This window comes from Pseudarthrobacter sp. PH31-O2, from assembly GCF_030063265.1.
Classification (GTDB): Bacteria; Actinomycetota; Actinomycetes; order Actinomycetales; family Micrococcaceae; genus Arthrobacter.
Map to the genome: position 1 here is coordinate 1 of NZ_JASIST010000017.1, position 26,046 is coordinate 26,046.

The 26,046-nt window shown below is 64.7% G+C and carries 28 protein-coding genes and 1 tRNA gene; 22 read left to right on the forward strand and 7 right to left on the reverse strand.

Annotated features, from left to right (window positions below; translation table 11 throughout):
• Positions 1–133 precede the first annotated feature (133 nt).
• The 16 genes from QMG72_RS17360 to QMG72_RS17430 all read left to right on the forward strand — a co-directional run bounded on the left by QMG72_RS17360 (position 134) and on the right by QMG72_RS17430 (position 10,413).
• A complete protein-coding gene (locus QMG72_RS17360; protein WP_283481289.1) occupies positions 134–628 on the forward strand; it encodes a hypothetical protein in 495 nt (164 codons plus the stop codon).
• A gap of 8 nt (positions 629–636) precedes the next feature.
• The gene (locus QMG72_RS17365; RefSeq protein WP_283481292.1) at positions 637–1,140 is read left to right on the forward strand and encodes a hypothetical protein; all 504 of its coding nucleotides are present in this window, start codon (positions 637–639) and stop codon (positions 1,138–1,140) included.
• 99 nt (positions 1,141–1,239) lie between these two features.
• Entirely contained in the window at positions 1,240–1,719 is a 480-nt protein-coding gene (locus QMG72_RS17900; protein ID WP_502934673.1) for an endonuclease domain-containing protein, read from the forward strand.
• Positions 1,720–1,726: 7 nt separating this feature from the next.
• A complete protein-coding gene (locus QMG72_RS17370) occupies positions 1,727–2,401 on the forward strand; it encodes a helix-turn-helix domain-containing protein (protein ID WP_283481294.1) in 675 nt (224 codons plus the stop codon).
• A complete protein-coding gene (locus QMG72_RS17375; RefSeq protein WP_283481295.1) occupies positions 2,391–3,113 on the forward strand; it encodes a hypothetical protein in 723 nt (240 codons plus the stop codon). The genes QMG72_RS17370 and QMG72_RS17375 overlap by 11 nt, the downstream gene beginning before the upstream one ends.
• A 57-nt stretch (positions 3,114–3,170) precedes the next feature.
• Positions 3,171–3,581, forward strand: a complete 411-nt coding sequence (locus tag QMG72_RS17380; RefSeq protein ID WP_283481297.1) for a hypothetical protein — start codon at positions 3,171–3,173, stop codon at positions 3,579–3,581.
• 748 nt (positions 3,582–4,329) lie between these two features.
• A complete protein-coding gene (locus QMG72_RS17385; protein ID WP_283481299.1) occupies positions 4,330–4,584 on the forward strand; it encodes a hypothetical protein in 255 nt (84 codons plus the stop codon).
• Between the two features lie 241 nt (positions 4,585–4,825).
• The gene (locus QMG72_RS17390) at positions 4,826–5,263 is read left to right on the forward strand and encodes a hypothetical protein (RefSeq protein WP_283481300.1); all 438 of its coding nucleotides are present in this window, start codon (positions 4,826–4,828) and stop codon (positions 5,261–5,263) included.
• 500 nt (positions 5,264–5,763) lie between these two features.
• Positions 5,764–6,288 carry a hypothetical protein gene (locus QMG72_RS17395; RefSeq protein WP_283481302.1) on the forward strand — a complete coding sequence of 175 codons (525 nt, stop codon included), beginning with the start codon at positions 5,764–5,766 and terminating at the stop codon, positions 6,286–6,288.
• Between the two features lie 260 nt (positions 6,289–6,548).
• Positions 6,549–6,686 carry a hypothetical protein gene (locus QMG72_RS17400; protein ID WP_283481303.1) on the forward strand — a complete coding sequence of 46 codons (138 nt, stop codon included), beginning with the start codon at positions 6,549–6,551 and terminating at the stop codon, positions 6,684–6,686.
• Positions 6,687–6,776: 90 nt separating this feature from the next.
• A complete protein-coding gene (locus QMG72_RS17405) occupies positions 6,777–7,046 on the forward strand; it encodes a hypothetical protein (protein ID WP_283481304.1) in 270 nt (89 codons plus the stop codon).
• Between the two features lie 456 nt (positions 7,047–7,502).
• Positions 7,503–7,862, forward strand: coding sequence for a hypothetical protein (locus QMG72_RS17410; RefSeq protein ID WP_283481305.1), 360 nt, complete (start codon positions 7,503–7,505; stop codon positions 7,860–7,862).
• Between the two features lie 82 nt (positions 7,863–7,944).
• On the forward strand, positions 7,945–8,226 hold the full coding sequence (locus QMG72_RS17415) for a helix-turn-helix domain-containing protein (protein ID WP_283481306.1): 282 nt from the start codon (positions 7,945–7,947) through the stop codon (positions 8,224–8,226).
• Positions 8,223–9,572 (forward strand): type II toxin-antitoxin system HipA family toxin, encoded by a 1,350-nt coding sequence (locus tag QMG72_RS17420; protein WP_283481307.1) that lies wholly within the window; start codon positions 8,223–8,225, stop codon positions 9,570–9,572. The genes QMG72_RS17415 and QMG72_RS17420 overlap by 4 nt, the downstream gene beginning before the upstream one ends.
• A 62-nt stretch (positions 9,573–9,634) precedes the next feature.
• On the forward strand, positions 9,635–9,943 hold the full coding sequence (locus QMG72_RS17425) for a hypothetical protein (RefSeq protein ID WP_283481308.1): 309 nt from the start codon (positions 9,635–9,637) through the stop codon (positions 9,941–9,943).
• Between the two features lie 161 nt (positions 9,944–10,104).
• Entirely contained in the window at positions 10,105–10,413 is a 309-nt protein-coding gene (locus tag QMG72_RS17430) for a hypothetical protein (protein ID WP_283481309.1), read from the forward strand.
• A gap of 11 nt (positions 10,414–10,424) precedes the next feature.
• Here QMG72_RS17430 and QMG72_RS17435 read toward each other — a convergent pair whose 3' ends face one another.
• The 5 genes from QMG72_RS17435 to QMG72_RS17455 all read right to left on the reverse strand — a co-directional run bounded on the left by QMG72_RS17435 (position 10,425) and on the right by QMG72_RS17455 (position 15,172).
• The gene (locus tag QMG72_RS17435; RefSeq protein ID WP_283481311.1) at positions 10,425–11,171 is read right to left on the reverse strand and encodes a DinB/UmuC family translesion DNA polymerase; all 747 of its coding nucleotides are present in this window, start codon (positions 11,169–11,171) and stop codon (positions 10,425–10,427) included.
• A 1,253-nt stretch (positions 11,172–12,424) separates the two neighbouring features.
• On the reverse strand, positions 12,425–13,720 hold the full coding sequence (locus QMG72_RS17440; protein WP_283481312.1) for a tyrosine-type recombinase/integrase: 1,296 nt from the start codon (positions 13,718–13,720) through the stop codon (positions 12,425–12,427).
• Complete coding sequence (locus QMG72_RS17445) at positions 13,687–13,914, reverse strand: helix-turn-helix domain-containing protein (RefSeq protein WP_283481313.1); 228 nt, start codon at positions 13,912–13,914, stop codon at positions 13,687–13,689. The genes QMG72_RS17440 and QMG72_RS17445 overlap by 34 nt, the downstream gene beginning before the upstream one ends.
• A 136-nt stretch (positions 13,915–14,050) precedes the next feature.
• A tRNA-Thr gene (locus QMG72_RS17450) sits at positions 14,051–14,127 on the reverse strand.
• 154 nt (positions 14,128–14,281) lie between these two features.
• Positions 14,282–15,172: a DsbA family protein gene (locus QMG72_RS17455; RefSeq protein WP_283481314.1), complete on the reverse strand. Its 891-nt coding sequence runs from the start codon at positions 15,170–15,172 to the stop codon at positions 14,282–14,284.
• Positions 15,173–15,446: 274 nt separating this feature from the next.
• On the opposite strand from QMG72_RS17455, the gene QMG72_RS17460 reads away from it, so the two are divergent.
• The 4 genes from QMG72_RS17460 (at position 15,447) to QMG72_RS17475 (ending at position 20,594) form a co-directional block, all read left to right on the forward strand.
• A complete protein-coding gene (locus tag QMG72_RS17460) occupies positions 15,447–16,856 on the forward strand; it encodes an alpha,alpha-trehalose-phosphate synthase (UDP-forming) (RefSeq protein ID WP_226776453.1) in 1,410 nt (469 codons plus the stop codon).
• A complete protein-coding gene (otsB, locus tag QMG72_RS17465; RefSeq protein WP_226776320.1) occupies positions 16,846–17,658 on the forward strand; it encodes a trehalose-phosphatase in 813 nt (270 codons plus the stop codon). Before QMG72_RS17460 ends, otsB begins: the two co-directional genes overlap by 11 nt.
• A gap of 257 nt (positions 17,659–17,915) precedes the next feature.
• Positions 17,916–18,998: an ABC transporter ATP-binding protein gene (locus tag QMG72_RS17470; RefSeq protein WP_282468079.1), complete on the forward strand. Its 1,083-nt coding sequence runs from the start codon at positions 17,916–17,918 to the stop codon at positions 18,996–18,998.
• Between the two features lie 180 nt (positions 18,999–19,178).
• A complete protein-coding gene (locus QMG72_RS17475) occupies positions 19,179–20,594 on the forward strand; it encodes a DUF4032 domain-containing protein (RefSeq protein ID WP_283481317.1) in 1,416 nt (471 codons plus the stop codon).
• A 107-nt stretch (positions 20,595–20,701) separates the two neighbouring features.
• Here QMG72_RS17475 and QMG72_RS17480 read toward each other — a convergent pair whose 3' ends face one another.
• The gene (locus QMG72_RS17480) at positions 20,702–22,066 is read right to left on the reverse strand and encodes an FAD-binding oxidoreductase (RefSeq protein ID WP_283481318.1); all 1,365 of its coding nucleotides are present in this window, start codon (positions 22,064–22,066) and stop codon (positions 20,702–20,704) included.
• A 347-nt stretch (positions 22,067–22,413) separates the two neighbouring features.
• Here QMG72_RS17480 and QMG72_RS17485 point away from each other — a divergent pair, with 347 nt between their 5' ends.
• Both QMG72_RS17485 and QMG72_RS17490 read left to right on the forward strand, forming a co-directional pair.
• Entirely contained in the window at positions 22,414–24,195 is a 1,782-nt protein-coding gene (locus QMG72_RS17485; RefSeq protein ID WP_283481319.1) for a glycoside hydrolase family 13 protein, read from the forward strand.
• Positions 24,196–24,197: 2 nt separating this feature from the next.
• Positions 24,198–25,247 carry a LacI family DNA-binding transcriptional regulator gene (locus QMG72_RS17490; protein ID WP_283481320.1) on the forward strand — a complete coding sequence of 350 codons (1,050 nt, stop codon included), beginning with the start codon at positions 24,198–24,200 and terminating at the stop codon, positions 25,245–25,247.
• Between the two features lie 94 nt (positions 25,248–25,341).
• Here QMG72_RS17490 and QMG72_RS17495 read toward each other — a convergent pair whose 3' ends face one another.
• A complete protein-coding gene (locus tag QMG72_RS17495) occupies positions 25,342–25,842 on the reverse strand; it encodes an SRPBCC domain-containing protein (RefSeq protein ID WP_283481321.1) in 501 nt (166 codons plus the stop codon).
• Positions 25,843–26,046: the final 204 nt, after the last annotated feature.

Consider the following 26,046-nt stretch of genomic DNA (forward strand, 5'->3'; position numbering starts at 1 on the left):
GAGGCCGCGAGAATCGACATCCCGCCACACACCAGGTCAACGAACTCGGTGCGGGCATTCGGAGGAAACAACTTGACCATAAAACGCTCCATCAATCAGAGCGTTGCTAGGACCATATGACTTTGCCGGGTGTATGGAACCCTTCAGTGTCATTACGAACCCCGAAGATCTCGCCGCCCTGCGCATCGACTCAATCATCTGCCCGCCGCGGATTCCCTCATCGGCGCTTCGCAAGTCCTGGGCGGCCATGACCCCGAACGAGGGCCGCAGCGACATCTTCGTCGGATTCGAATCCACTCGCGAGTGGAACATCGACGAAGCCTGGTCGATCCTGACTATGCACTGCCCCGCCGGCGCTGCGGAAGCGTGGGTCCTCTGGGACCCGGCCGCGGTCGCGTCGGAACGGTTGACGCCGAGCTCCTGGACGTCCTTCATCCCGTCCCGCCGTCCGGCGACAAAGGCGCACACCTCCCTCGGTTACGCCAAGGCTGCGATCACCCACCGCGTGTTCAGCCACGGGGGCGCCGCAGAAGACATGTCGGTCCAGGAGCTGAACCCGGTCACCGGCAAATACGACACCCTGTTCACCATCCCCAAGGGGACGCCCAAGACCCAGATGCCCTGGTAGGAGACACCATGCAACCGTTCCGCATTGTCCGTTCCGAAGCGGAACTCGAAGGCGTCGCCCCCGGTTCCCTCGTGTCCGCCGCCTATTCGCTGCGGACTATTTTCGAGAAGCAGAACACCAACGAATGGGTTGAGCCCGGCAGCGAGGAAGAGTTCCCGACCGCCGCCGTCTGGGAGCTGATGACCGGCGCGTACGAGACGATCATCCTGGACGAGGACCGGGAAGTCTGGGTCCTCATCGACGCGGCAGCTCCCGGGCTGGTGCGTCCTCCCCGCGGCGAAGACTCCCCCGACTACCTCACCCGGGCCCGGCCAGGTGACCGCGACACCGAATGGATCACGCATGCGAGCCTGGCGGGCGCCCGTGCCGAGATCGAATCCCTGATCGGCGCCGGGACTGCTGCGAACAACATGCTGATCTACGCCCGCACTGACAAGGCCCGCATCGATTTCTACCCGGTCGAGCACATCGAGGCCGGGGCGGCAGCCACCTCAACCAACCAGGAGAGCTGAGGGTTGCAGGCTACGAGCCGTCAGCACAGCGGTATCCCTCCGGCGCTGCCTAGTTCAGTATGCTCGTTTCCCGGATGTTCAAAGCCGCGCTACAGCCGCGTGCACTGTCGGGGCCACTACGGACAGGCATACAGGGGGCGCCTCCTGACACCACTGAGGGCGTACTTGAAACATACTGGAGGTGATTGCGCCATCGAATGGTGCTTCCGGTCGACAAGCGACGGCATTCTGTGCGCGTCTCACGGCGGTGCAAAGCGACAGTATGGCCTGACAGCAGCGGCTCTAATATCTCTCCTGAACCGGAGGCGGTGCGATTCCTGCGGTTCAACTGCCGCGCTCTGCATCGACCACGACCACTCCTGTTGTTCGGGTATCAAGTCGTGCGGAAAATGCGTACGAGGCCTACTCTGCCAATCCTGCAACCAGGCACCCGGGCTTCTCGACGACGACGCCGAAAGACTGAGATCCTTGAGTTCATACATCTCTTCTCGATCCAGTAGGCATCGAGACCCCCGCGCTGAACTGTCTGGTGCAACAACTTTGGAGTCGGATTACAAATCCGTATCGGCAGCGCTATGATTACGTCATGCCTTTGAGTGTTCCGGAGTTGGCGAAGCGCCTCCACGTCAACGAAAGCCGGGCCCGGCTACTAGTACAGTCCGGTCGGATACCCGCCCAACAAGTCGCTGGCCGCTGGGTCATCGATGAGGCCGACGCGGGCCGATACCTGCCGGCCGCCCCGGGGCGGCCATTGTCAGAGCGTAGCGCGTGGCAACTTATACGTCATGCAAATAGTGCCGCTGCCCATGACTCGATCGAGCTTTACCCGGTCGAGCTGTACCGCCTGAAGCAGCGGCTGCACCGGCTGCAAAATTCATCCGACCCTCTGAGCCTGCTCCGCTCACTGCTGGCCAAGCGAGCCGAGAAAGCCGAACTTTCATCCAGCCCGGCAGACCTGGCCGAGTTGCGGGAGGACCACCGGCTGCGGCTATCGGGCGTCTCCCACCCGGACTCCGGCCTGCTCTCCGGGTCGGAAGTAGAGGCGTACGTCAGCCGCGCCGATTTCAATGCCGTGCTCCGGGACTGGTTTCTGGTGAAGGTGGCCGCAGGCCAGCGGCCAAACGTTGTCCTGCACGTCGCCGACGAAGTGCCAGCGGTGCTGCCTCCGCTGGCCGTGGCCGCCGACTTGGCCGAACGTTCCGGAGTCCGTGAGCACAACGCCGCTCTCGACCTCATTCGCAGGAGCCTCCATGCCGGTTAGCCTTCCCGCCATGCTCGCCGAACAGCAGGATGCCTGGCAGGCAGTCTTCGAGATCCACGATGCCGTGCCGCACGGCTGGGTCCTCGTCGGCGGCCAGGCCGTCGACCTCCATGCAATCGAGCGCAATGCACCGTTCGTCCGACCGACGAAAGACGCCGACATGGCCCTTGACATTCGTTCGTACCCAGGAATGCTCAAAGAGTTCACCTCAGTGCTCCTCAAGCTCGGGTTCGAATCCGCCGGCGAATCCCAGGAAGGCCACCAGCACCGATGGCTCCGCGGTGACGCCGTGGTCGACGTGCTCATTCCCCGGCATCTCGGTGAGCGAGCCGAGGGGCGCCCTGGCGCGACCGGCGGCACCACAATTGCGGCGCCGGCCAGCCAGCAGGCCTTGGACCGTGCGGAAACCATCGACGTCATCGCCGGGGCAGCCGCCGGGAGGGTCAACCGTCCGTCCCTGATCGGATGCCTGGTCGGCAAGGCGGCAGCACTCGTCATCACGGACGACCCCGGCCGGGAGCGGCACATCACCGACTTCCTGACGCTCGCCGCCGTCGTCACCGCCGCAGACCTACGGGACGCTTCCTACCGCCCCGCTGACCGGTCCTACCTGGCCAACATGCTCGGCCGGCTCGCGAACAACCCGCAGTACATAGCGCTGGTACCCGAAAGCGCCCCCGGCGTCGAGCGCCTCCGGATGTCCCTGAGCTAAGAGACGACGACGACGAATCCGGTGAGGGATCCGGAGCGCTCCGCACACATGAGGCCCATGCCTGACCTCAGACTCAAGCCCGTCACCCCCGGCAAGCTCAACCGCCCCGCCTGGATGCGCACCCGCACCGCCGAACTCGGCCCCGACGTCAAAGCCGGCGAGGGCCCCGCGACCTTGACCACCGCTGATGTCTACCTCGACGGGGCGCTCATCGGGTCCGTCACGGGAGCCCAGAAACCCAACAGCACCCTTCGCGCCTGGGTGCCGAACCGCCTCGGCGCCGGCGTGAACCAGCACGGGGACACCCGGTTCCAGGCCATCGACGCCCTTGTCGGTCCGGCCGTGAGCGGCGGAGCCTTCGACTCCGACTGCGAATCACATTCGTTGGCTCACCTGCTGGCCCGTACGGACGAAATCAGCGCCACTGCAGAGGCTCTACGCGCGTGGCCACGAAACCGCGGCGGCTGAAACCGAAGCAATCCTCACCGACTTAGCCCGATCGAAGACTACGTTCAGGTCCGCGTCAACGTCTCTGCTGTGCATGAGGACAATCTCAAAATGGGAGCCGGTCATGCTCGAATCCGCACCGCGTTTCGCCGGTACCCCTCGCATGGACGCCGACACCGGAAGGACCACGCGGTAATGCCCCGCACCTACGACGTGGTCGGCGACGTGTTGTCGACTGCCGGAGTCTTCCGCGCCTGGCCGGCCATCGAAGCGATGGCCGGGACCTCGGCCGTCGCCGGCCAATCGCCGCCAACGAAACCCGGAAGCACCCTGAGGCGGCACGCGGCTTCGCTGCCCGAGCGCGTATGCCCCGGACCGCCAGGCCACAGTGGATGCCCCTGTGGACGCCCACCGGCAACCCAGTGTCGAAGCCTGATCGTGGCGCCGACGCCCCATCATCATCCGGTGCACACACCGCATGATGACTGGCCAACATGGAGTTACCGTTCCGGACGCCTCCCTTTCTGGTATCGACGTTTGGGTCATTCCTTGTGACTCTAGAGACAGATCTGGTGTGGAGTTGGCTCTGTGGTTTTCCGGACGGGGTTGCCGTCGGATGGAGTCCTACCGGTCACGCTGGTGGTCCCCGCTTCGTTGTCCCGGACACTTTGTGCCGGGAACTGAAGCTATCTCGAAGCTGACGCTACGTGACAGATGGCAATTCCGCACCTTTGGCCTGCGGAAAGACTGAAGCGCCTATCTGGAGACGTTGGGCCACAGATACCTGCGCTGGCAGGCCCACCTGCCGGTCTCCCTGGTCATGGCCGTCAACGCTCTCATCGCGTTCCTGGCCGGCTACGCCACGATGGCCGCCGCCTTCAACATCGTCACGCTGCTGTGCCTGGGCTTCGTCCTCATCGGGATCACCCGCGGTATCCGACGGGAGATCAGGGGTACCCCGGACGAGCTCTTCCAGAGCACCATTTCCCGGGTCGGACCGGCCGCCGCGGACGCCTCCGAATAGGCGCCTGCAAGGGTTGATTTCAGACCCGTCTCCGGGGCACGTTTCAACCCTCATTCCGACCCTTCAGCGACGGCCTAAATGAGGTCGTCCCACATCGTTTCCGGACCGGGTCAGCAGCTCCCAAATCCACCATCGAACGGCCCTCCGGGAGTCCCTGATTCGGCCGTGAAACTGACCGTCAAAACAGCCTGCCGGAACACACCGCCGGACAGGATTCGACCCACCGAAAGAACCATCCATCATGCTTCCCTCAACCCCTCCCGGGATGCTTCCCGGCTCCACAATTCCTTCCCTGGCGGAGCTGGCATCGCTGCCGGAGCACTCGGTCGTGCTGCGCCGCTCCCACGTCCAGCCGTACTTCCGGACGGCGTGGACGCTGCGCATCCTGCCGGGCGGAACCCGCGCCTGGACCTCCGCCGGCTGGGCGTCCGAGCCCACCGACGAGGAGATGTTCGACGGTGCCAAGGAGGCCATGGTGGTCCTCTACCGGCCCGCCGAACACTTCGGAATCGGCCTCCTGAACACTGCCGGATGGGTCGCGGATCAGGCCAAAGTGGTCGTCTACAGCGGCCTTGAGGTGACCCGGAACGACATCGGCAGGCGCGCGGCGAAGGATCCGATGGCCGCAATCGTGCATCGGATCGACCCCGGCCCATGGTGCGTCCACGACGAAAACTGACCCGAAACGGGTTCAAACGGCCGAAAAGCTGTCCGCGGAGCTACTCCGCGCCGAGGCGAAACGGGTCGATTTGGGCCCTTTGGGCCGTTTTTTGCGCCGAATGTGGGTTCTGCACCCGACGGAACCGACCTGCACCCACCCCATGTTGGGCCTGATTTTGGCCAAAGTTCCCAGCACTGGCGCGGAATTTGGACCCCGAAAGTGAAAATGTCCAAAGAACCGACTGCGGGGAGGTACCCCTATAGGAGAGAAAGGGAACCTCTTTAAGAGGAGGGTAGGGGCCCTCTATGTAGTAGTAGTTAAATGATTGGTTCTTTGGTTTTATATATATATAGGGCCCTGCTTCCCAGCACTGGGGCGGATTATCGCACCCAACATTTGGTCGGCCCTAGGTCGGCCCTGGTCGGCCCTAGCTGATTTGGCGCTGTTTTTGGCTCCGGTCCCGTTTCCTGGGTTTTTGGCCGGGAAGAGCCGCCGGCTGCTCCGCACACATGGTCCGCATGACCATCGATAAGATCCTGTCCTCAGTTGACGCATCGCGCCCGGACCTGGACGCCACCGTGAAGCAGTTCCGTGAAATGGGCGCCGCCATGGAGCTGGTCCTCGCCGACCACTTCGACGTCGAAGACCTGGCCACCGGCGTTGAACAGCTCGCGGCCCGGCTCGCGAACATCCGCGACGTCCTCGCATCCCACCTCGGTTCCGTCGGCGCTGCCGGCGACCTGGCCCGGACCATCGACGCGATCGCCTTGCCCGCCGGGGAAGAGCCGGCCATCGCCCTCGTCGAGGCCGGGTTCACCGGGGACCAGGACTACACCTTCTCCATCACCGAACGGCGCCTCTACGGGCACCCCGATCTGCGGCACGTTTTCCGCTACGGATTGGACCCCGTGGCCTGCTCCCGAACCCACACCGACTACCTCGTTCACCTGCCCTCCGGAACCGTCTTTGAGGCGCCCAAAACGGACACAGTTTTCGCCGCCGCAGACACCTTCAAATCACAGCTGATTCGGGACCGGAAATAGGACCTCGAAACCACCCTGAAAAGCTTCACTGGCGGAGCTCTTGCCGGACGTCCGCGGGCGTGGAATTATCGGCCCGTGAATGAGTCTCCGGCACGGCTATGCAGCACCCTGCCGCTGAGCCCGGCACCGGGGGACGGTGACCCGTGTGAGGCCGTCGTCCTCCAGTCGGTGGGGCCGGCGGACAGTTCGAGGCGACCGCCGTCCGGTCCTGGGTCAGCGCCCTGGATGGCACCGGGCTTGAGGCCGACAGCACTGACCCGGTGCTCATCCTGACCGGCACCGGCGATGACCTGGCCGGCTTCCATGACCGGGCCCTGGCCGAGCTGGACCGCCGCCGCAGTTTCGACTTCGAGGTCGCCGACCTGTTCGGCGGAGAGATCCCCCGACCGCAGGCTTAGATACCGCGTATGTATTCCGCGCGCGTTCCCCGGGAGCGCCGCACACATGGGAGATAAGACACCTACCGTCGGCCCGCAAAGGATTTCACTATGAACGTTCTCGCCTTCCCCGCCACAGACCTCGCACTGTCCCTGGCCGACCGAGCCGTTCCAGCGACCGTCCGCGTGTTGCCGGACCGGACCGCGGTCAACGAAGCCGACCGTCCCCTCCACGAAATGCTCCACAAAGCCGTCGTCGCGTACCGCGCCGGCGAAGACCGCGCCCCGGGTCCCCCCGGGCACCGCCACCACCGTCTTGCTCATCGCCGGCGGGCTTTTCCTCCTGCCTGCTCCGGCGTACGCCGGCTGCATGACCGATAACAAGGGCAACCAGATCTGCGGGGACAGCGGCACCGGGCCCGTATCCGGTCCGGGGTCCTATACCGGCGTCAGTGGCGTCACCAACGGCAACGCCGGCGACATCGGCCCCGACTGGCAGCCCATGACAATATGTCGACGGGCTGTCCATCAATCCGCGTATCGGCGGTGTATCCCTACAGGTGACAGCTGGGGAGTTCATCGACTATCTGCGTGAGATGGGGCCGGGGCAATCTGGGACCGGCTCGGCCACCCCGGATTCGTTGACCTACACCTTCCCGGCCCGGAGACACCCATGTGGGTCGGGAGCCAGTACGAACTGAGCTTCCATGCCGTCACCGGCATCGAGCTGGTCAAAGGCTTCGTCGTCATCCGCACGACGAACCTAGCCCAGCGCAGGGACCGTCGCTGCGGCGCATCCCGGACGAAAAAGTCGTCGACCGGATGCGCGCTGAGCACATGGCACGAAACGGCGAAGACATTCAACTCGAGCCCGCCGCCAACCAATACCTGATTCATTACATCCCGAAAGACCGGTCCACGGTCCTGGATCGCTTGACTGAAGCCCGTAAGGACCTGGCCACGTTCGAGGCGAGCCTGCAGGCGAAGGAGGACCTGGTCGCCAAGCTCGAGCCCGACGCCTCACGGCACATTATCTGCTCGGCATCCGTGATGACCTGCCCGGTGCAGATCTCGGCTGTAACGGTGTGTGCATGCGTGCTTCCGATGTCGGGGTGCCCGTGCCCGGCGATCCCGTCGCCTACGCCCACCCATCCTGTCCGGAACACGGCGCCCCGTAACAAGGGTGGCGCGTGCTAGTCGCCGTAATGCAACTTTAGTGTTGCATTACGGACGATAAAGCAACATACGAGTACCATTAGACCTGAAGGGATGTGACATCGTGGACGACAACGTCAGCCGGCTCGGCGAACACCTGCGGCAGTGGAGGATCCTGCTTGGCCTCAGCCAGGAACTGGCGGCGGACCGGGCCAACCTGTCACTGCCCACCCTGCGGCGCATTGAACGCGGAGATCCGGGCGTACGGCTCGGAAGCTTCCTGGCCCTGGCCGATGTCCTCGGCCTGTCCGAAAGGCTGACCGTGGCAACCGACCCACTCAACACCGACCTGGGTCGCCTGCGCGCGCCCCTCCTTGGCCGGCAGCGCGCACGGAGAATGCCGTGAACCACGAAGTCTGGATCAACGACCGCCAGGCGGGCACCTTCACCGTTGATGTGCGCCCCGGCTTCCAGAAGCCGTCCATGACCTTCACCTACCTCAACGAGTGGCTCGCCGACGGCCGCGCCTTCGCCATCTCACCCGATCTTCCCCTGCAGCGCGGGCCGCACACCCCGGTCACCCACAGGACCACGTTCCTGACCTTTGACGACGCGGCGCCGGACAGCTGGGGGCGGGGCCTCATCGACGCGCGGCTTCGGCAGCGTACCCGCACAAGCGGGCAGCCGTTCAAGGCACCATCCGACATCGACTTCCTGCTCGCGGTCAGCGACAAGACCCGCCAGGGTGCACTGCGCTTCCGCACCGGCGCGGGATTCCTTGCCGCGGAATCCCGCGCCGCATCCCTCCAGGAACTGCCAAAGCTCGTGGCCGCCGCCCAGCGGTTCGCCGACAACGGCGAAATCGACAGTGACGTCAGCGAACTCATCGGCGTCGGCTCCTCGCCGGGTGGCGCGCAGCCAAAGGCCTGGGTCAGTGATCCCACCGGGCAGATGCACCTGGCCAAGTTCCCGCGCACATCCGACGTCACTGACGTTTCCGCCTGGGAGCTCACGGCGATCGCGCTTCAGCGGCGTGCCGGCATCCAGGTCCAGACGTCGTCCAGAGTCCCCCTCGGCGAGGGACGGTCCGTGTTCCTGACCCGCAGGTTCGACCGGGAGGGAGAGCGCCGCATCCCCTACTGGAGCTTCAGGAATGCGTTCGCCCTGGCCGAGCACGAGCACCCCGATTACGCGACCCTGGCCGGCAGGGTTGCCGCGATCTCCGCACGGCCTTCCGAGGACGCCGCGGAACTGTTTTCCCGGGCCGCGTTCATCGCCATGGTCAACAACATCGACGACCACATGCGAAACCACGGGCTGCTTCACGTCGGCAACGGCTGGCGCCTGGCACCGTCCTTCGACGTCAACGCTTCAAGGACCGGCCGTTCCGACACACCCCTTACCCCTGATGACGATCCGGGGGACCGCGACGTGCGGCTTCTCGTCGACCACGCCGATGCTTTCCGCCTCACCCGCTCGGATGCCGTCCGCCGTATCCGGGCCGTTGAGGAGGCGGTCAGCCACTGGCGTGAAGACGCTGTTGCATCTGGGGTCAGGGCGGACGCTCTCGACTTCATGGATAAGGCCTTCGAGGGTTCGAACCGCAGCCGCGCCCGCGCTTTGAGCGAGGCCGCTCCCGTGATCGTCGACCTGGCGCCCGGACAGCCTGCATCCTCCGGGGACGTCTGGGTCCGCCCGCATCGTCGCCGCGGGCAGCTGCTCGACGGTCATTTCCGGCGGCGTCCCAGCTAGACGCGAGCGGGGTGCGTCCTCCAACGGGGACGCGCCCGTTTGCCGCCGCACACATGGGACGCATGAGCATCCAGATCCGCACCATCCCTAACGACGACATTGTCGCCCTCGCCGCCCTGCTGGACGGCCTCCACATCCAGATGAGCTCCACTGACATCAGCGGCCGGCTCGTTTCAGGCAACTTCCAGTCCGCGAAGGCCATGGCCGACGGCCGCATCGGGATCAAGCTGACCCGCTACCTGAACGGCCAGCACGTCCTGGACAGCGTCGCCGTCCCGACGGGTACCGACCCGCTGGGCCGTCCCTGGCGGACCGCCTTCCACGTCCGCGAAGACACCGCTCTGTTCGCCGCGCTCGAAGCTGCCGCCTGAGAGCTCTGCGGCTGGTTAGACTTCAGCTTGACTCCGCACACATCGGTACTGGGGGTACCCGATGCGGGAGCCCCTGTCTGCCCCCACAACAGATCGGGAACCATGCCTCACCACGCTCGCCACACCGCAGCCCGGGCCGCCGACAACCGGAGGGGTTGAGAGTGACACGCCTCAAGCTCACCAACTACACCCCTGAAGGCGAGCTCTTGGCTCCCACCGATGACATCCTGCACGCCGCGGACCCGGGCATCGGCGGCAAGCCGACCACCGACCCGGGGTATTACCACCGGTTCAGGTTCGCGGCTCCCACCGAGGCCGAGCGGCTCGCCAAGGCCCGGCGTTTCTTCGCGTTCATGGAAACCGTGCCGGGATACAGCACGCTGATCCTGAAACCCTATGAGGTGCCCGTCGCAGGCCTTCGCTACGGCTACGACATCGTCTACGCCGTGGAGAACCCCGGCATCCGGTAGACCCGGGCGTATCAGCAGGCTTTGACGATCGGCAGTTCCGCCCATTCGGTGGTGTACCGGGGTGAGAGGGCTTGGCGCTTCATCGACCAGTCCGGTTCGGTCACGAGTCCGGCGACGCCGAGGCCGATGGATCCGGACCCGAAGCGGTCCAGGACGTCCCGGGGCAGGGACCCGATGTGTTTTTCCTCGTGGGCGGTGGCGAACATGGGAAGCTGCGGTGCGGCGCCGGCCGGCGACAGGTCCATCAGCATCACCCCGGCCCGCGCGTACGGGACCCCGTCGACGATCCGGTCCGCCAGTGCAGTCGTCGCTGCCCGGGTCAGGATGACCGGGTCCGCCGTCGGGACCGGCAGCTTCAGGGTCACAGAAGGAAACGACGCTGCGGACTGGTTGAAGTGGGAGGTCCCGGCGAAGCACGACATCAGCTTCGCCTGCTGGTTGTCTTTGGCGAGCCGGATCGCGGCCCGCTGCGCGTAGATCGCCATCACCTCATGCATCCTGGCCGCACTCGTCACCGGCGTTGAGAAGGACCTCGAGAAGATCAGCCGCTGCTTGGTAGCGATCTCGGTTTCGAGCGGGATACACGTGATGCCGTTCAGCTCCATGATCGTGCGCTGCATCAGCACCGAGAACTTCTTCCGCATGACCACCGGGTCCGTGGCTTTCAGGTCAGCGATCGTGAAGATCCCCATCCCGTTCAGCTTCTTGCCCAGCCGGCCGGCGATCCCCCAGATTCCGGTCACCGGCACCTTGGCCATGATGGCGTCCGCGTGGGCCGGCGGGAGTGTGCCCCAGCTGCAGACGCCCGCCAGGGCCGGGTTCTGCTTGGCGACCCGGTTGACGAACTTTGGTCAGGGTTTTGGTGGGGGCGATCCCGACACAGACAGGCAGGCCGGTGTTCCGAGCGATGACGGATTTGATCTCCCGGCCGACAATCATTAGCTCCTCCGACCGGCCGACCTGCGGCCGGCAAGTCACGCCTGCGAGTGCCCTGACGCTGGTTCTCCAGTCCTCCAGCTTGGGCAACGGGAGCCTCGTCGTTTGAGTTCTGGACGCCCGCAGAGGCTTTCTACTGGGCAAGATGAAAAGCGCACGGCTGCACGAGGGCAATCAAACAGGATGCGCGTTCCGGAGGGGTTTCGTCATATACCAAGCCGGAAGAAGTGCTGCCGGCACTGCGCCTCGGGCTCCCCCGGCTGGCCGGCCGGAAGAGACGCGTCTAAGAGCGGCGGAGACCGCAGCAGAGGACGCCAGGCTGGCAGCAAGGACCCGTAATTCAGCTATAGACGGTACCGCCAACTCCGGCGAGCCGAGGTTCCCGAATACCGGTCCGGCGCAAAAGGGTCAGCGCGGCGGCCCAGCTTCGCCCCCACCGCAGGCAGGAACAACTCAAAGTCGGGGTCAACATCGAACACCTGCAGGAGGCCACTGAGGGCCGGCTGACGGGCTTCCAATCCCCAGTCGCCCAACTGGAGGCTAGAGGACCCGCGCGACTCTGAGAGGCACTCAGTGGGCTGCCGAGGGCTAGCCGCGCGTCGTCCACGCGCCCGTCATCGACACGGTCGACTAGAAATACGGAACTACTTGGTTAGCGGGTCACGGGCATCATCAGTCAAGTCATGACGCTGTGGAGGCTTCTCGCGCCGCGAGCTCAACCACCGTGGCCAGAACGCATGGGGGTGATCTGACTTCCATGCTCCCCGGAACAAGAAGCTACTCCCGACCGTGAGATGTACCCGCGTGAAGGTTCGCCACGTCACTAAAATGACCCATATGACAAACGATGCGTACACAGCGATGCGGCCCTTAGAGTCCCTCACCGGCCCAAAGTGTTATCAAAGTGTTTATTCCAAGAGCCTAGCGCTCCCGAAACCCCTGCAATCTGTGGAGCTAAGGAGATTCGAACTCCTGACCTCTTCGATGCGATCAGTCGCCACTCTAAGTGGCGACTGATCGCGATCAGAGATCGGGTCAGCGGCTCGTCTGTATCTATCTGAGTTCAGACGGCGACCTAACTATCTTGTCTATCCGCCGCGGATCCTTCAACCGGAGCGAGCCGGTTCAGAACGACCGTGTAGTCCGGAACTTCTTTCAGCCTTTCGATGTAGGCGGCGTGCGTCATGGCCACGTCCGCGTGCCCCAGCATTGATGCAGCAGCCCCATCCGTGAGTTCCCTCGCGAGAAGCGTCGCCACCGTCCGTCTGAAGGCATGCGGGGTGATAACTACTACTGGGTCCATACCGGCTTCAGCCAGCGCTGCCCTCAGCGTCCGCCGAACGCTAGAGCCCTGCATATAGGTTCCCCGCCTCGACCAGAACAAAGCTCCGGCTTTGTTGTTCGATGGGGATTCCTTCATCCTTCGCACGAGTACGTCCACGACGAACCGCGGTACGGGGAGGATCCGGTAGCTTGCATGATTCTTTGGGAAATGCTGGCGAAATTTTGGACCGTGGCGTGGCTCCACGAGCGTTCCGGCGATGGCGATTCTTCCGACTTCTCCCGAAAGATCGATGTCCTTCAGACGGATAGCCAGAACCTCGCCAATCCGGGCTCCCGTGCCGAGCAGAACTTCCACGACGTCAGCCAATGTATTGGTCGGACGGGGGCCAGGATGGCCCGGCGCCTGTCGCCAATCTCGAACGGCATTGCGGATTTCCTCAGTTGTCGCGTCGCTCAGCCCGACAGGCTTTTTTTGCACCCGACCAAGACGGTCGACCTCGGTCACTGGGTTGTCGCCGGCGTACAGGTCGTGCCGAATGGCATAGGACATGATCTGTTTCAGGACAGTCTTGGCCAGCCGGGCGTTCGTATGACCCTTCCCGCCCACAACCAGTGAGCGCAGGAAATAATCACACGTTGAGGTTCTGATTTCGTTAATCTTCAGCGCGCCAAGCCCGGGCTCGATGTGACGGTGAACAATCCCGTCGTACTGGTCCCACGTCTGCCTTCGGATTCCGCCGCTGATTCCCCCGGCGACCATATCTCCATTGGCATCGACGACAACCCGCGGCACCTCGATGCTGGCGAGCCACTTGGTCGCCACGTCTTGCAAGGACGGATTCGTGGCCAGCCTTCCAGCACCCTTATGGCGTTCCTTCATGGAGGCTAACAGTGCGGTCTCAGCCCTGCCCTTGGTGGAACCGAATTTGCTGTACGTCCGGGTCACACCGTCCTGCCCCCGGTACCGGCAGCTGGCCCGCCATTTCCCCGAGGACTCGTCTTTCTTGGCGCTGACCGTTCCCCAAGCGCCCACCGGCAGGCTTGACCGGCCCATCAGGCTGCAGCCTTCGATGTTTCTTCGATCCATGCCTCGACAACCGCGCGGTCGTAGCGGACCGCGCTGTAGAGCTTGACGGTCGGCGGCCCGAGGCCGGCAGACCTCCAGTTGCGGAGCGTCTTCTGTGCGATCTGGAGCCAAACGGCTACTTCCTCGGTGGTCATGAACTGCACCGGCTTGCCCTGGTCCGTGACCGGTGCCAGGGGCTTGCTGCTTATCTGCATGCCATCTTCTATGCGCCACAGTCCCCGACGGGGCGTCATGGCCTTTCCCAAAGCGTGTCGTAAGCGTGTCGTGCCCTGTTTTCCCACATGAAAAACCCCTCCGTTCCGGGCAAGATCGCCGGAACGGAGGGGTTTTTGGGGCCCCCTGTCGGATTCGAACCGACGACCCCCGCTTTACAAGAGCGGTGCTCTGGCCAACTGAGCTAAGGAGGCATTCCGTCGCGCCGTCCGGCACCGGGCCACGAAGCGGGGCCAGGCGCCATGGCGCTAGATAAGGTTAGCCCACGTAGGCCCGGTGATAAAAACAGGCCCGGTTCCGGACGAATCCGGAACCGGGCCTGGCAATTTGTGCCGGCGTTGCTGCCGCCTACTTTTTGGCGTCGACGGCGGCCTGGACGAACTGATCGAACGGGGTCTTGGCGCTGTCGCCCTGGCCCCACTGCTTGCCGTCCACAAAGACCGTCGGCGTACCGGTCACGCCGACCGCTGTTGCCTGCTGGGTGGTGTATTTGACCCAGGGCCGGTAGGTCTTCGCATCGACGCAGGCGTCGATGCTCTTGGCCCCGGCCTCGGTCGCCATTTTCTTCAAGTCAGCGTCGGAGATTCCGGCACTGCCTTCAGCGGGCTGCTTCGCAAAGAGCGCATCAACGAATTCCGCATACTTCTCCGGCGACTCGTTCACAACGCAGGCTGCGGCATTGGCTGCGCGGGAGGAGTAATTCGTGGTGGACCGGCTGTCGAGAAAGCCCAGCGGGCGGTATTCGACGGCGATCTTTCCCTCATTGCGAAGGCTCGTGAGTGTTTCGTTGTACTTCGCCTCAAAGTCCTTGCACACCGGGCAGATGAAGTCGATGTAGAGGACCACCTTGACCGGTTTACCTGCCTCTGCTTCGGCACCGGGCGCGGTCACCTGGGCCGGCGGAGTTGCGGGGGCGGAAGGGAGATCGGCCACCCGTACGGTCGCGGGGTCGGATTTGACCACCTCGGAGTTTGCCAGCAGGGTGACACCGCCGTACACGTTGCCGTTGGCGGGGGTGGGCCCCTCGTCCGCGACCGGGGCATTCTTCTGAATGTTCGAGGTAACCACCAGGGCCACCACCACAATGATCGCCACGACGGCGGCTACGATGCCCCAGCCGATCAGCAACTTGTTGCGCTTTTCTCTCTTCAGCTGTGCCTCGCGGATTTCACGGGCCTTTTCGCGGGCCGCAGCAGTTCGCTCTGATTTGGACTGGCGGGGTTCGTTGGCGGGGCTCATCAGTTCCTCGGGTCGTTCGGCCGGTGTTATCCGCTGGGTGGCAATTCATCATTTTAGGGGAGAAGTCTGAGAAGTTGCGCTTTCAACTTTCTTCCGGGTTTTCCAACGGGCGAATAGCACAGAAGATTCCGCCCAGCTAGGGTGGACAGGAGCCGCGAGCGAATCCCAGGGGGCACCAATGCAGGCCAGCAAACACGGCGAATCGGATCCGAAGTCCGCCGGCGCAGCAGCGCACGGCACCAACGACACCGATCCGGACGCGCAATACGACTTTATGGTGGTCTCCAACCGCCTGCCGGTCGACCGCTGCTCCCCGGAGGAGGCGGGCTGCGAGGACGGCTGGCGCCGCTCCCCCGGTGGCCTGGTCACAGCACTGGCCCCGATGATGACCAAGACCGACGGGGCGTGGGTCGGCTGGCATGGTGCCCCGGATGAGTCCGTTCCGCCCTTCAGCCACGGCGGCATCGACCTGGTTCCGGTCCAGCTGAGCACGCAAGACATCGAGTACTTCTACGAGGGCTTCTCTAATTCCACCCTCTGGCCGCTCTACCACGACGTGATCGCCCCGCCGGAGTTTCACCGGACCTGGTGGGACTCCTACCGCAAGGTGAACCGCCGGTTCGCCGACGCCGTCATCCACCATGCCAACCCCGGAGCCACAGTCTGGGTCCAGGACTATCAGCTGCAGCTCGTCCCGAAGATGCTGCGCGAGGCACGTCCGGACCTGAAGATCGGATTTTTCAACCACATTCCCTTCCCTCCCCCGGAGATCTTCGCCCAGCTGCCGTGGCGCCGTGCCATCATCGACGGGCTGCTCGGCGCCGACCTGGTCGGTTTCCAACGCAGCAGCGACGCCGGCAACTTTATGCGCTCCGCCCGCCGCTTCCTCGGCGCCAGCGTCAAACAGCAGCAGGTCCACGTCAAGGGCAGCGACGGCGAGACCACCCACATCGCCCGCGCCCAGGCCTTCCCTATCTCGATTGACGTAAAACAAATCAGCGAGCTCGCCCGGAATCCCGAAATCATCGAGCGCGCGCGGCAAATCCGCCAAGACCTCGGCAACCCGAAAACGATCCTGCTCGGCGTCGACCGCCTCGATTACACCAAAGGCATCAGGCACCGGCTCAAGGCCTACGAGGAACTCCTGGCGGACGGTGAGGTCTCGGTGGAGGACGCCGCCCTGATCCAGGTCGCCAGCCCCAGCCGGGAACGGGTGGAGCAGTACCGCCTGCTGCGCGAAGAAGTCGAAGGCACCGTCGGGCACATTAACGGCACCTATGACACCCTGCAAAACACCGCCGTCCGCTACCTGCACCACAACTACCCCATCGAGGAGATGGTGGCGCTGTACCTGGCCGCAGACGTTATGCTCGTCACCGCCCTGCGGGACGGTATGAACCTCGTCGCCAAGGAATACGTCACCGCCCGGACCAACAATGACGGAGCCCTGGTGCTCAGCGAGTTTGCCGGCGCCGCGGACCAGCTCAAACAAGCACTGCTGATGAATCCGCACGACATTGATGGTCTCAAGGAGACCATCATGAAGGCAGTCCGTATGCAGCCCACGGAAGCCGCGCGCCGGATGCGCTCGATGCGCAAACAGATCCTTGACCACGACGTTGACCTCTGGTCCTCAGATTTCCTGCGCGCCCTCGAAGAAAAGGTCATCCGAGATGACAGCTGAGCACTCCCCCGGGCCAGCCCCGCTGACGCTCTCACCGGACCTGCTCGCGGCACTGCGCCGCGTGGCCGGCACCGAACACCTGCTCGTCGCAATGGATTTTGACGGCACCATGGCACCCCTCGTCGACAGAGCGGGGGACGCCCGTGCCCTCCCCCGCTCGGCGGCGGCGTTTGCCGCGCTCGCCGAACTGCCGCGGACGACGACTGCCCTCGTCTCCGGGCGCGCCCTGGGCAGCCTCCGCGCGGTCGCCTTTCCCCCGGCGAAGACCCTGCTGATCGGCAGCCACGGGGCCGAGGCCTGGCTGGGACCGGGGTCTGCGCCGCTGGAACTCGATGACGCCCGCCGCAAGCTTCTCGCCGATATCAGGCAGGAACTCGAAGGCATCGTCGAGGCCGCCCCCGGCACCCTGCTCGAGGACAAACCGGCTGGCGTTGTGCTGCACACCCGGCTTGCCGCCGACGACGTCGCCGAGGACGCCATCGCGGCGGCCCGCGCCGTCCTGCAGGACAAACCCGGGGTATTCCTGAAGACCGGCAACCGCGTGCTGGAAACGTCCGTGGTCCATGCCTCGAAGGGAGAGGGAGTCGCCTTCCTGCGCCAGGCGACGGATGCTACCGCCACGATTTTCGCCGGCGACGACACCACCGACGAGGACGCCCTGGCCAGCCTGCTGCCGGGGGATCTCGGTGTGAAGGTGGGCCTGGACTTCACCCAAGCCGAGTTCCGGGTCGAGGCTTGCGCTTATGTCTCCGAGCTGCTGGAAGCCTTGCTGCGGGAACGTAAGCGCGCCCTCGGGCTGTGAATACTAGCCCATCACGGGAACCATGCAGGCTGAATCACGTGTGACATCTACGACATTTTGACCTATTTACCAATTATCTGACATACTCTGGTTGTGATGTGGCGCACAAGTAACGTGCGGCGTCATTGGATACTCCTCGGCTTCGGCCGGGGAGTATGCGCACGATCAGGTGCCAACAACTGAATACATAACTGAAAAATAAGACCATTCACTACGGATCGTCCGGCACGTACCTGCCGGTGAAGGGATTGATAACTGTGGCTACAGTTACTTTTGACAACGCAACACGTGTGTACCCGGGCACGGACAAGCCCGCAGTTGACAAGCTCAACATTGAAATCGCCGATGGCGAATTCCTGGTCCTCGTTGGACCCTCCGGCTGTGGCAAGTCGACCTCCCTGCGGATGCTCGCAGGTCTCGAGGACGTCAACGCCGGCCGGATCCTGATTGGTGACCGCGATGTCACCGACGTTCCCCCGAAGGACCGCGACATCGCCATGGTCTTCCAGAACTACGCCCTGTACCCGCACATGACGGTCGCGGACAACATGGGCTTCGCGCTGAAGATCGCCGGCGTCAGCAAGGAAGAGCGTGCCGAACGCGTCCGTGAAGCTGCCAAGCTGCTGGATCTCGAGCCGTACCTGGACCGCAAGCCGAAGGCACTCTCCGGTGGCCAGCGCCAGCGTGTTGCCATGGGTCGTGCCATCGTCCGCAACCCGCAGGTGTTCCTTATGGACGAGCCGCTGTCCAACCTTGACGCCAAGCTCCGGGTCCAAACCCGCACGCAGATCGCGTCCCTGACCCGCCGGCTGGGTGTCACCACGGTCTATGTGACCCACGACCAGGTCGAGGCCATGACCATGGGCGACCGCGTTGCCGTCTTGAAGGACGGCCTGCTGATGCAGGTCGACACCCCGCGCAACCTCTACGACAAGCCGAAGAACGTTTTTGTGGCCGGCTTTATCGGCTCTCCCGCAATGAACCTGCTCGAGCTTCCCGTGGTCGACGGCGGCGTGCAGTTCGGCGGCACCGTGTACCCGGTACCGCGCGACGTCCTCGAAGGAGCCCACGGCAAGACCGTGACCCTCGGCAGCCGTCCGGAAGACCTCGAAACCGTCGCCGCCGGCGAGGGCCTGCAGGTTGAGGTCGACGTCGTCGAAGAGCTCGGAGCCGACGCCTACGTCTACGGCCACGCAAAGCTCGACGGTCAGAGCTACGACATGGTGGCCCGCGTCGACGGCCGCCGCCCGCCGATGAAGGGCGAAACCATCTACGTCCGTCCGCAGTCCGGCCATGTGCACCTGTTCGACACCAAGACGGGCCTGCGCCTGGGCGACTAGTCCCCACCGGCACCCTAGCCTCGCTTCGCTTCGGCCAGGGAACCCTGCCGGCGTGGGCCCACCCACCGGCACCGCATGTCCGACGGCGGTCCTCCCTACTGGAGGGCCGCCGTCGGGCGTTAACCTAGCAGCTACGCCCCTTCGTTAGGGTAGGCGCCCTCAGTACGGAAGAATTGGGTTATGACCGAGGAATACCGAAGCACCGAGGAAAACGGTGCCCAGTGGCACAACGAACCTACCGATTACGGGCAGGTCGGCAAGCTGCCCCGGTTTGAAGCCGCCAGCGCCAATGACAGCAAGGGCGCCGTGGCCTCAAGTTCGCTGAGCATCACCGCCGCGGCCACCGAACCGGAGCTACTGGACCTGCCATGGCACATCGCGCTGGAGGATTGGCCGGCCGAATACCTCGCCGCGCTCCCCCGCGGCATTTCCCGCCATATTGTCCGCTTCGCCCACCTTGGCGGGTCTGTGATCGCCATCAAGGAAACGTCGGAGCACGTGGCCCGCCACGAGTACCACATGCTCCGCAAGCTCGCCCGGCTGGACGTCCCCTGTGTGGAACCAGTCGCCGTTATCACCGGCCGCACCACTCCCGAGGGCCGGCCGCTGAACCCGGTGCTGGTCACCCGGCACCTGAAGTTCTCCATGCCGTACCGCGCCCTCTTCTCCCAGATGCTCCGCAAGGACACACTCACCCGCCTCATCGACGCCCAGGCGTTGCTGCTGGTCCGGCTGCACCTGATCGGGTTTTATTGGGGCGATGTCTCGCTCTCGAACACACTCTTCCGCCGCGATGCCGGCGCGTTCGCCGCCTACCTGGTGGACGCTGAGACCGGCGAGCTGTATCCGGATCTGTCCACCGGCCAGCGCGAATACGATCTGGAGATTGCCAGGGTCAACATCGCCGGTGAGCTGATGGATCTGCTCGACGGCGGCCTCATCGAGGAGAAGGTGGACCCGGTGGCCACGAGCGAGCTCATCATGGACAGCTACCGGCGCCTTTGGACCGAACTGACCGAGAAGGAATCGTTCGAAATCGGCGAACGCTGGCGGGTAGCTGCCCGCATCCGTAAGCTCAACGAGCTGGGGTTCGACGTCGAAGAATACGCGATCAAAACGACACAGAACGGTTCCACCATCCAGCTCCAGCCCAAGGTGGTCGACGCCGGACACCACCAGCGCCGGCTGCTGCGCTTGACCGGCCTGGACGCCCAGGAAAACCAGGCCCGGCGGCTCCTGAACGACATGGATTCCTTCCGCGCCGACAACAATCCCGGAATGGACGAGGAATACAGCGCGCACCTGTGGGTCAGCCAGATCTTCGAACCTATTGTCCGCTCCATCCCCCGGGACCTGTCCGGGAAGCTGGAGCCGGCCGAGGCAGTGCACGAGATCCTGGAGCACCGCTGGTACATGTCGGAGAAGGAGAACCGGTACATCCCGCTGGCTGAAGCCGTGCAGTCCTACATTGAGTCCGAACTCCGGCACCGCCGGGACGAAGCGGCCATTATGCTAAACCCGGACACGGAGCTGCTCAAGATACTGGAGATCGAAACGGAGGAATCCCGCTACGGCGCCGACGATTCCGACGACTAACACCCGCCGTCCCACACCCAACTAGCTTGCAGTAAACGTCGTTTTCAGCGCTCAAAACGGCCTTAGCTGCTAGTTAGTTGGGCGGTACGCCTTGTGGCACGTCTGTGCTAAATTGCCTTGCCCGGGTTCAGGATGCCGGCCGGGTCGAACAGCTCCTTGATCCTGCGTTGCAGTTCACGGACGGGCTCCTTCTGTTCCAGGCCCAGCCAACGCCGCTTGTACTGGCCGATCCCGTGTTCACCGGTAATGGTGCCGCCGATGGCAAGTGCCACCGTGATGGATTCATCCAGGGCCGCTCCGAGCCGCTTCATGGCGTCGGCGTTCACGGCCCCCTCCGCCCGCTCCACCCAGAAGGTGGGGTGCAGGTTGCCGTCGCCGGCGTGCGCCACCACCTTCAGCTTGACCCGGTGTGCCACCGCCATGGATTCCAGGGCTTCCACGTAGTCAACCAGCCGTGAGCGCGGGACGGCGACGTCCTCACCCACGCGGTATTCGTCGTCGACCTCGACTCCGCGGCTGTTGCGCCGCAAGTCCACCAGCTGCTCCGCCTCGGCGCTGGCTTCCATCGTCACGATGGCACCTCCGGAAGCGAGAACCGGCCGGATGGCGGCAGCTTCCGCCGTTGCGCCGAACCCGTCGGTCTGGATCAGCAGCAGGGATCGGCCCCGGGAGGAAAGGTCCGAGCCGTGGACCTCATCGAGCTGGGCCAGGGTTCCGCTGTCCAGCAGCTCCATAATGGCCGGCTGGATGCGTGCCTTACCCACGGCGAGGACACCCGCAGCGGCGCTGCGGAAGTCCGGATAGAAGGCGGCGATCGTGTGAACGTCCAGCGGGAGGTACTTGAGCCGGACGGTGATGCCAACAACGATTCCCAGCGTCCCCTCCGAGCCGACAAACAGCCCGGTCAGATCGTAGCCGGCGACGCCCTTGAACGTCTGATGGCCGGTGTGGATGAGCGAGCCGTCCGCCAGCACAACGTCGAGCGCGAGCACGGAGTCACGCGTGACCCCGTATTTGGCGCAGCGCAGCCCGCCGGCGTTTGTGGCGACGTTGCCGCCGATTGTCGACATTTTGAAGCTGGCAGGGTCCGGCGCGTACATCAGCCCGTGGACTGCTGCCGCGGTGTTGAGGTCTGCGTTGATGACCCCGGGTTCGACGACGGCCGTCTCGTCGTCGGGATTAAGGTCCAGGATGCGGTTCATTTTTTCCAGGCTGAGCACGACGCAGCCCTTGGTGGCGTGCGCACCGCCGGAAACACCGGTCCCTGCGCCGCGGGCCACGAGCGGGATGCCGAGGGCGGCGCAAGCCCGGACGGCGTCCTGAACGTCTTCGACGGATTCGGCTCGAACGACGGCCAGCGGCAGCTGATATTCCAGCACGGGTCCCTGATCCACTGCATAGCCGGCCAACGTGGTGTCATCCAGGGCCACTTTGGCGCCCAAGGCAGAAGTGAGCTCGTCAATGATGCTCATGCGGTCTCCAGTTCGTCGATTCCAGCCTTCAGTCTAAGCCGCGGGTTCAGGCGACCCCGGGGGCCGGAGCGCACTGGCCAAAGTTCCGCCGGGTCGTCTCCACCCACCATTGATCTGCAAGCGCTTCCACACTTCGTCGTTCTGTGACTAAGGAACGTCACAATACCGGCGGATACCGGGCCGGCGACGACCGAGTCAGAAAGATCCCACCCAGAGCGCAAAACCGCAGTTCAGCGCCCTGAGGGGTATATCGAGCTAGTGCGCCCTCCCGCAACCGCAGCAGAGACCGCCCGGCTTCCGGCTGGAAGCGTTTTCATTTCGCCCGTGCCGCCCCTACTATTACCGGCATGTCCGTTGATTCAGCACTCGCAGCCCCCGCCGAACTGGCCGGGACCCTGACCGGCCCTTTGACGCCGGTACACCCCGAAGATCTTGTCCCCGGATGGTGGCGCTCGGCCGTCATCTACCAGGTGTACCCGCGATCCTTCCGGGACCTGAACGGCGATGGCATCGGCGACCTCGCCGGGATTACCGCGGAACTTCCCAAGTTGGCTGATCTGGACATCGACGCCGTTTGGCTTTCGCCGTTTTACCGCTCCCCACAGCGTGATGCCGGTTACGACGTCAGTGACTACTGCGACGTTGATCCCCTTTTCGGCACGCTGGCTGACTTCGATGCCATGATGGCAGAGGCGACGCGGCTTGGCCTGCGAATGATCGTCGATCTGGTGCCCAACCACTGCTCAGACCAGCACGTTGCCTTCCAGGCCGCCCTGGCAGCCTCCGCCGGCAGCCCGGAACGGGACCATTTCATCTTCCGTGACGGCCTCGGAACATTCGGCGAAGAACCGCCGAACAACTGGCAGTCCCACTTCGGCGGGCCCGCCTGGAGCCGGATCACGGAACCGGACGGCACCCCGGGGCAGTGGTACCTGCACTTGTTCGATACCTCCCAGCCGGACTTCAACTGGGACAATGACGCCGTGCACGAGGAATTCGAACGTGTGCTGCGCTTCTGGCTGGACCGCGGAGTGGCCGGCTTCCGGGTTGACGTTGCCCATGCCCTGGTGAAAGCACCGGGCCTGCCGGAATGGGGCGGCCGCGCCGACGGCAACAGCTGCGACGGCTATCCCGGACACGATGCCCCGATGTTCGGCCAGCCAGCCCTCCACAACATCTACCGCAGATGGCGGCAGATCCTGTCCGAATACGGACCGGATCGCATCCTCTGCGCCGAAGCGAACGTGGACCCGCTGCCGCGGCTGGCCGACTGGGTCCGGCCGGACGAGATGCACCAGGCGTTCAATTTCCCGTATCTGCACGCCGGCCTGGACGTCCACCGCATGCGCGGCATCATTACCGAGTCCCTGACCGCGCTGGACTCTGTCGGCGCTCCCAGCACCTGGGTACTCTCCAACCACGATGTGGTCCGGCACGCCACCCGCTTCGGCTACGACGGCCATGCGCCCCGCGACGGCGACGGGATCGGCAGCTTTGATCCGCAGCCGGACGAGGTCCTGGGCCGTTCCCGGGCCGCGGCAGCCTCTATGTTTATGCTCGGGCTGCCGGGCGGCGCCTACCTCTACCAAGGCGAAGAGCTCGGCCTGCCGGACGGGATCAACATCCCGGACAACCAGCGGCAGGACCCTACGTTTGCCCGCACCGGCGGCGAAAGGCTGGGACGGGATGGCTGCCGGGTGCCGCTGCCGTGGCGGACCGCAGAGCCTCACGCCGGCTTCGGCGACGGAGCAGCCCCCTGGCTTCCGCAGCCCGAGAGCTTCGCGGGACTGGCGCGAGATGCGCAAGCCGCCTCCCCGGCCTCGCACCTGAACCTCTACCGGCGTATGCTGGCCGAACGCCGCGCACTGGGGCTCGGACGGGGTTCGCTCGCCTGGGCAGAGGCCTGGTGTACCGACACCTGCCTGGCCTACGTGAATGGCACCACCCTGGTGCTGCTCAACGCCGGGCGGGAATCGGTTGAGCTGCCTGCCGGCCGGGTGCTGATCCGCAGCGGCCAGCGCGAAGCGGGGGACGGCTTGGAGTCAGCTGAACTGCCTGCCTCCGGGCATCGGTTAAGCCCAGGGGAAGCCGTTTGGCTGGAAATCAACCTCGAGGACGCGGAGAGCTAAAAATGCCCGGTATCAAGGCCGTCGCAGAGCGCGCTGGCCTCTCCATCGCCACCGTTTCGCGGGCCCTGAACGGCAAAGGCAATGTCTCGGCCCGCAGCCGTGAACTCGCCCGGACTGCCGCGGCCGAACTCGGTTTCGTTCCCTCGTACCACGCATCCAGCCTCGCCTCCGGGCGGAACCACAACGTCGGCGTTGTGGTTCCGTTTGTGCACCGCTGGTACTTTTCCGCGGTGTTGGAAGGCGTCTCTGCGGCCCTACTCGACGCCGGGTACGATCTCACGCTGTACAACGTCAGTGTGGGGCAGGAGCGCCGGCAGAGCGTGCTGAACGACTTTCTGCTCCGCAAGCGGGTGGATGCGGTGATCGCGGTCTCCCTGAAACTCAGCGCGGCCGAAATCCAGCAGCTCCTCGCGATCCACCGGCCCATTGTCGGGATCGGTGGACCGCTGCCCGGGACCTCGACCATCCGGATCGACGACGCCGGGATTGCCCAGGCCGCAACGCGCCACCTGATCCAGCTCGGCCACACCAAGATCGCCCATCTGACCGGCGGCTCCGCCTACGAGCGGGACTTCCGCTTGCCGGGCACCCGCCAAGCCGGCTTCCAGAAGGCCATGACGGACGCGGGCCTGGCGATCCGGCCGGAGTGGCAGGTCTCCGCCGACTTCACGATTCAGGGAGGCTATACCACCGCCCGGCAGTTGCTTGGGGGATCGGCGGACCGGCCGACAGCGGTATTCGCGGCGTCCGACGAAATGGCGATCGGCACGATTCTTGCCGCCCGCGACTTCGGCCTGAGTGTGCCACACGACCTCTCGGTGATCGGCATTGACGGCCACGAACTCGGTGAGGTCTTTGGGCTCACGACGATCGACCAGGATGCGCGCGGCCAAGGTGCACTGGCGGTCGGGCTCCTGCTGGAAGGGCTCGACGGCGCCGGGGGCGCCGGGGCAGCCGGGGCAGCGGGGGCAGCCGATACCGAGTATCCGACGAAACTCCTGATCCGTTCAAGCACCGCCGTCCCGCCCGGCAACACGGAGCCACAGCGTTAGCACACGGCCCTCGGCCCGGCTGCCGCGTTCCGCCCGGCTACGTCGCCCATGACCCAGCGGTTGGGTCAGCGGTTGGGTCAGGCAACCCGGCTACTCAAGCGTCGGCGCCACCCATAAAGCGCACAAACCGGTCCAGGACTTCAGGCCAACCAGCTGCACAATCCAAGCGTGTTGCGGCCGGGTCCTCGGCTCCTTCCCAGCCGCCGTGCACGAGCCGAACCTCCGTTCCGTCTTCCACTGCCCGGAACGCGACTCGCAGTTCCGTTGACCGAACCGCCGATGACCCGGGGTGCCAGCTGGCGTGGAAGGACATGGGTGGCTGCCAGTCATCGATGGAACCCCAGACGGCCGTCCTGCCGTCGTCAGCGGTCTCCAGGATGAGGTTCTCCTCAAACTCCACATAGGAGCCAGCGCCAAATACGCCGTGGTTTTCCAGCGGCCACCAAAGGTGCGTGTGCTCGGTGAAACCAACAAAGGCTCGGGCGACTGCGCCGGGGACAATAACGGTAAAGACGACGGGATCGAAGCCGCCTGACGTTTCCTGCTCCGCGGTCCCGGTGGCGTCCGCGGCGGCGTGGCTGAAGAGGTTATCCATGGGCACCAACTCTACCCTCGGACCCCTGCCGGCCGGCCTGCGGGCACCAATGTTCCCGGTGTGGGTGGGTGGGGTTTCCGGTGGGGGTGTTTTTGGGTGGGGTGTTAAATGCGGGAGGACCCCCAACGTGGTTGGGGGTCCTCGACCGTGTAATGATGTTCCGGCGGTGACCTACTCTCCCACACCCTCCCGGGTGCAGTACCA

Coding starts and splice junctions, on each gene's coding strand:
- QMG72_RS17360 (WP_283481289.1), top strand. CDS start 134: ATGGAACCCTTCAGTGTCATTACGAACCCCGAAGATCTCGCCGCCCTG.
- QMG72_RS17365 (WP_283481292.1), top strand. CDS start 637: ATGCAACCGTTCCGCATTGTCCGTTCCGAAGCGGAACTCGAAGGCGTC.
- QMG72_RS17370 (WP_283481294.1), top strand. CDS start 1,727: ATGCCTTTGAGTGTTCCGGAGTTGGCGAAGCGCCTCCACGTCAACGAA.
- QMG72_RS17375 (WP_283481295.1), top strand. CDS start 2,391: ATGCCGGTTAGCCTTCCCGCCATGCTCGCCGAACAGCAGGATGCCTGG.
- QMG72_RS17380 (WP_283481297.1), top strand. CDS start 3,171: ATGCCTGACCTCAGACTCAAGCCCGTCACCCCCGGCAAGCTCAACCGC.
- QMG72_RS17390 (WP_283481300.1), top strand. CDS start 4,826: ATGCTTCCCTCAACCCCTCCCGGGATGCTTCCCGGCTCCACAATTCCT.
- QMG72_RS17395 (WP_283481302.1), top strand. CDS start 5,764: ATGACCATCGATAAGATCCTGTCCTCAGTTGACGCATCGCGCCCGGAC.
- QMG72_RS17405 (WP_283481304.1), top strand. CDS start 6,777: ATGAACGTTCTCGCCTTCCCCGCCACAGACCTCGCACTGTCCCTGGCC.
- QMG72_RS17410 (WP_283481305.1), top strand. CDS start 7,503: ATGGCACGAAACGGCGAAGACATTCAACTCGAGCCCGCCGCCAACCAA.
- QMG72_RS17425 (WP_283481308.1), top strand. CDS start 9,635: ATGAGCATCCAGATCCGCACCATCCCTAACGACGACATTGTCGCCCTC.
- QMG72_RS17435 (WP_283481311.1), bottom strand. CDS start 11,171: ATGGCCAAGGTGCCGGTGACCGGAATCTGGGGGATCGCCGGCCGGCTG.
- QMG72_RS17440 (WP_283481312.1), bottom strand. CDS start 13,720: ATGGATCGAAGAAACATCGAAGGCTGCAGCCTGATGGGCCGGTCAAGC.
- QMG72_RS17445 (WP_283481313.1), bottom strand. CDS start 13,914: ATGCAGATAAGCAGCAAGCCCCTGGCACCGGTCACGGACCAGGGCAAG.
- QMG72_RS17455 (WP_283481314.1), bottom strand. CDS start 15,172: ATGAGCCCCGCCAACGAACCCCGCCAGTCCAAATCAGAGCGAACTGCT.
- QMG72_RS17460 (WP_226776453.1), top strand. CDS start 15,447: ATGGTGGTCTCCAACCGCCTGCCGGTCGACCGCTGCTCCCCGGAGGAG.
- otsB (WP_226776320.1), top strand. CDS start 16,846: ATGACAGCTGAGCACTCCCCCGGGCCAGCCCCGCTGACGCTCTCACCG.
- QMG72_RS17475 (WP_283481317.1), top strand. CDS start 19,179: ATGACCGAGGAATACCGAAGCACCGAGGAAAACGGTGCCCAGTGGCAC.
- QMG72_RS17480 (WP_283481318.1), bottom strand. CDS start 22,066: ATGAGCATCATTGACGAGCTCACTTCTGCCTTGGGCGCCAAAGTGGCC.
- QMG72_RS17485 (WP_283481319.1), top strand. CDS start 22,414: ATGTCCGTTGATTCAGCACTCGCAGCCCCCGCCGAACTGGCCGGGACC.
- QMG72_RS17490 (WP_283481320.1), top strand. CDS start 24,198: ATGCCCGGTATCAAGGCCGTCGCAGAGCGCGCTGGCCTCTCCATCGCC.
- QMG72_RS17495 (WP_283481321.1), bottom strand. CDS start 25,842: ATGGATAACCTCTTCAGCCACGCCGCCGCGGACGCCACCGGGACCGCG.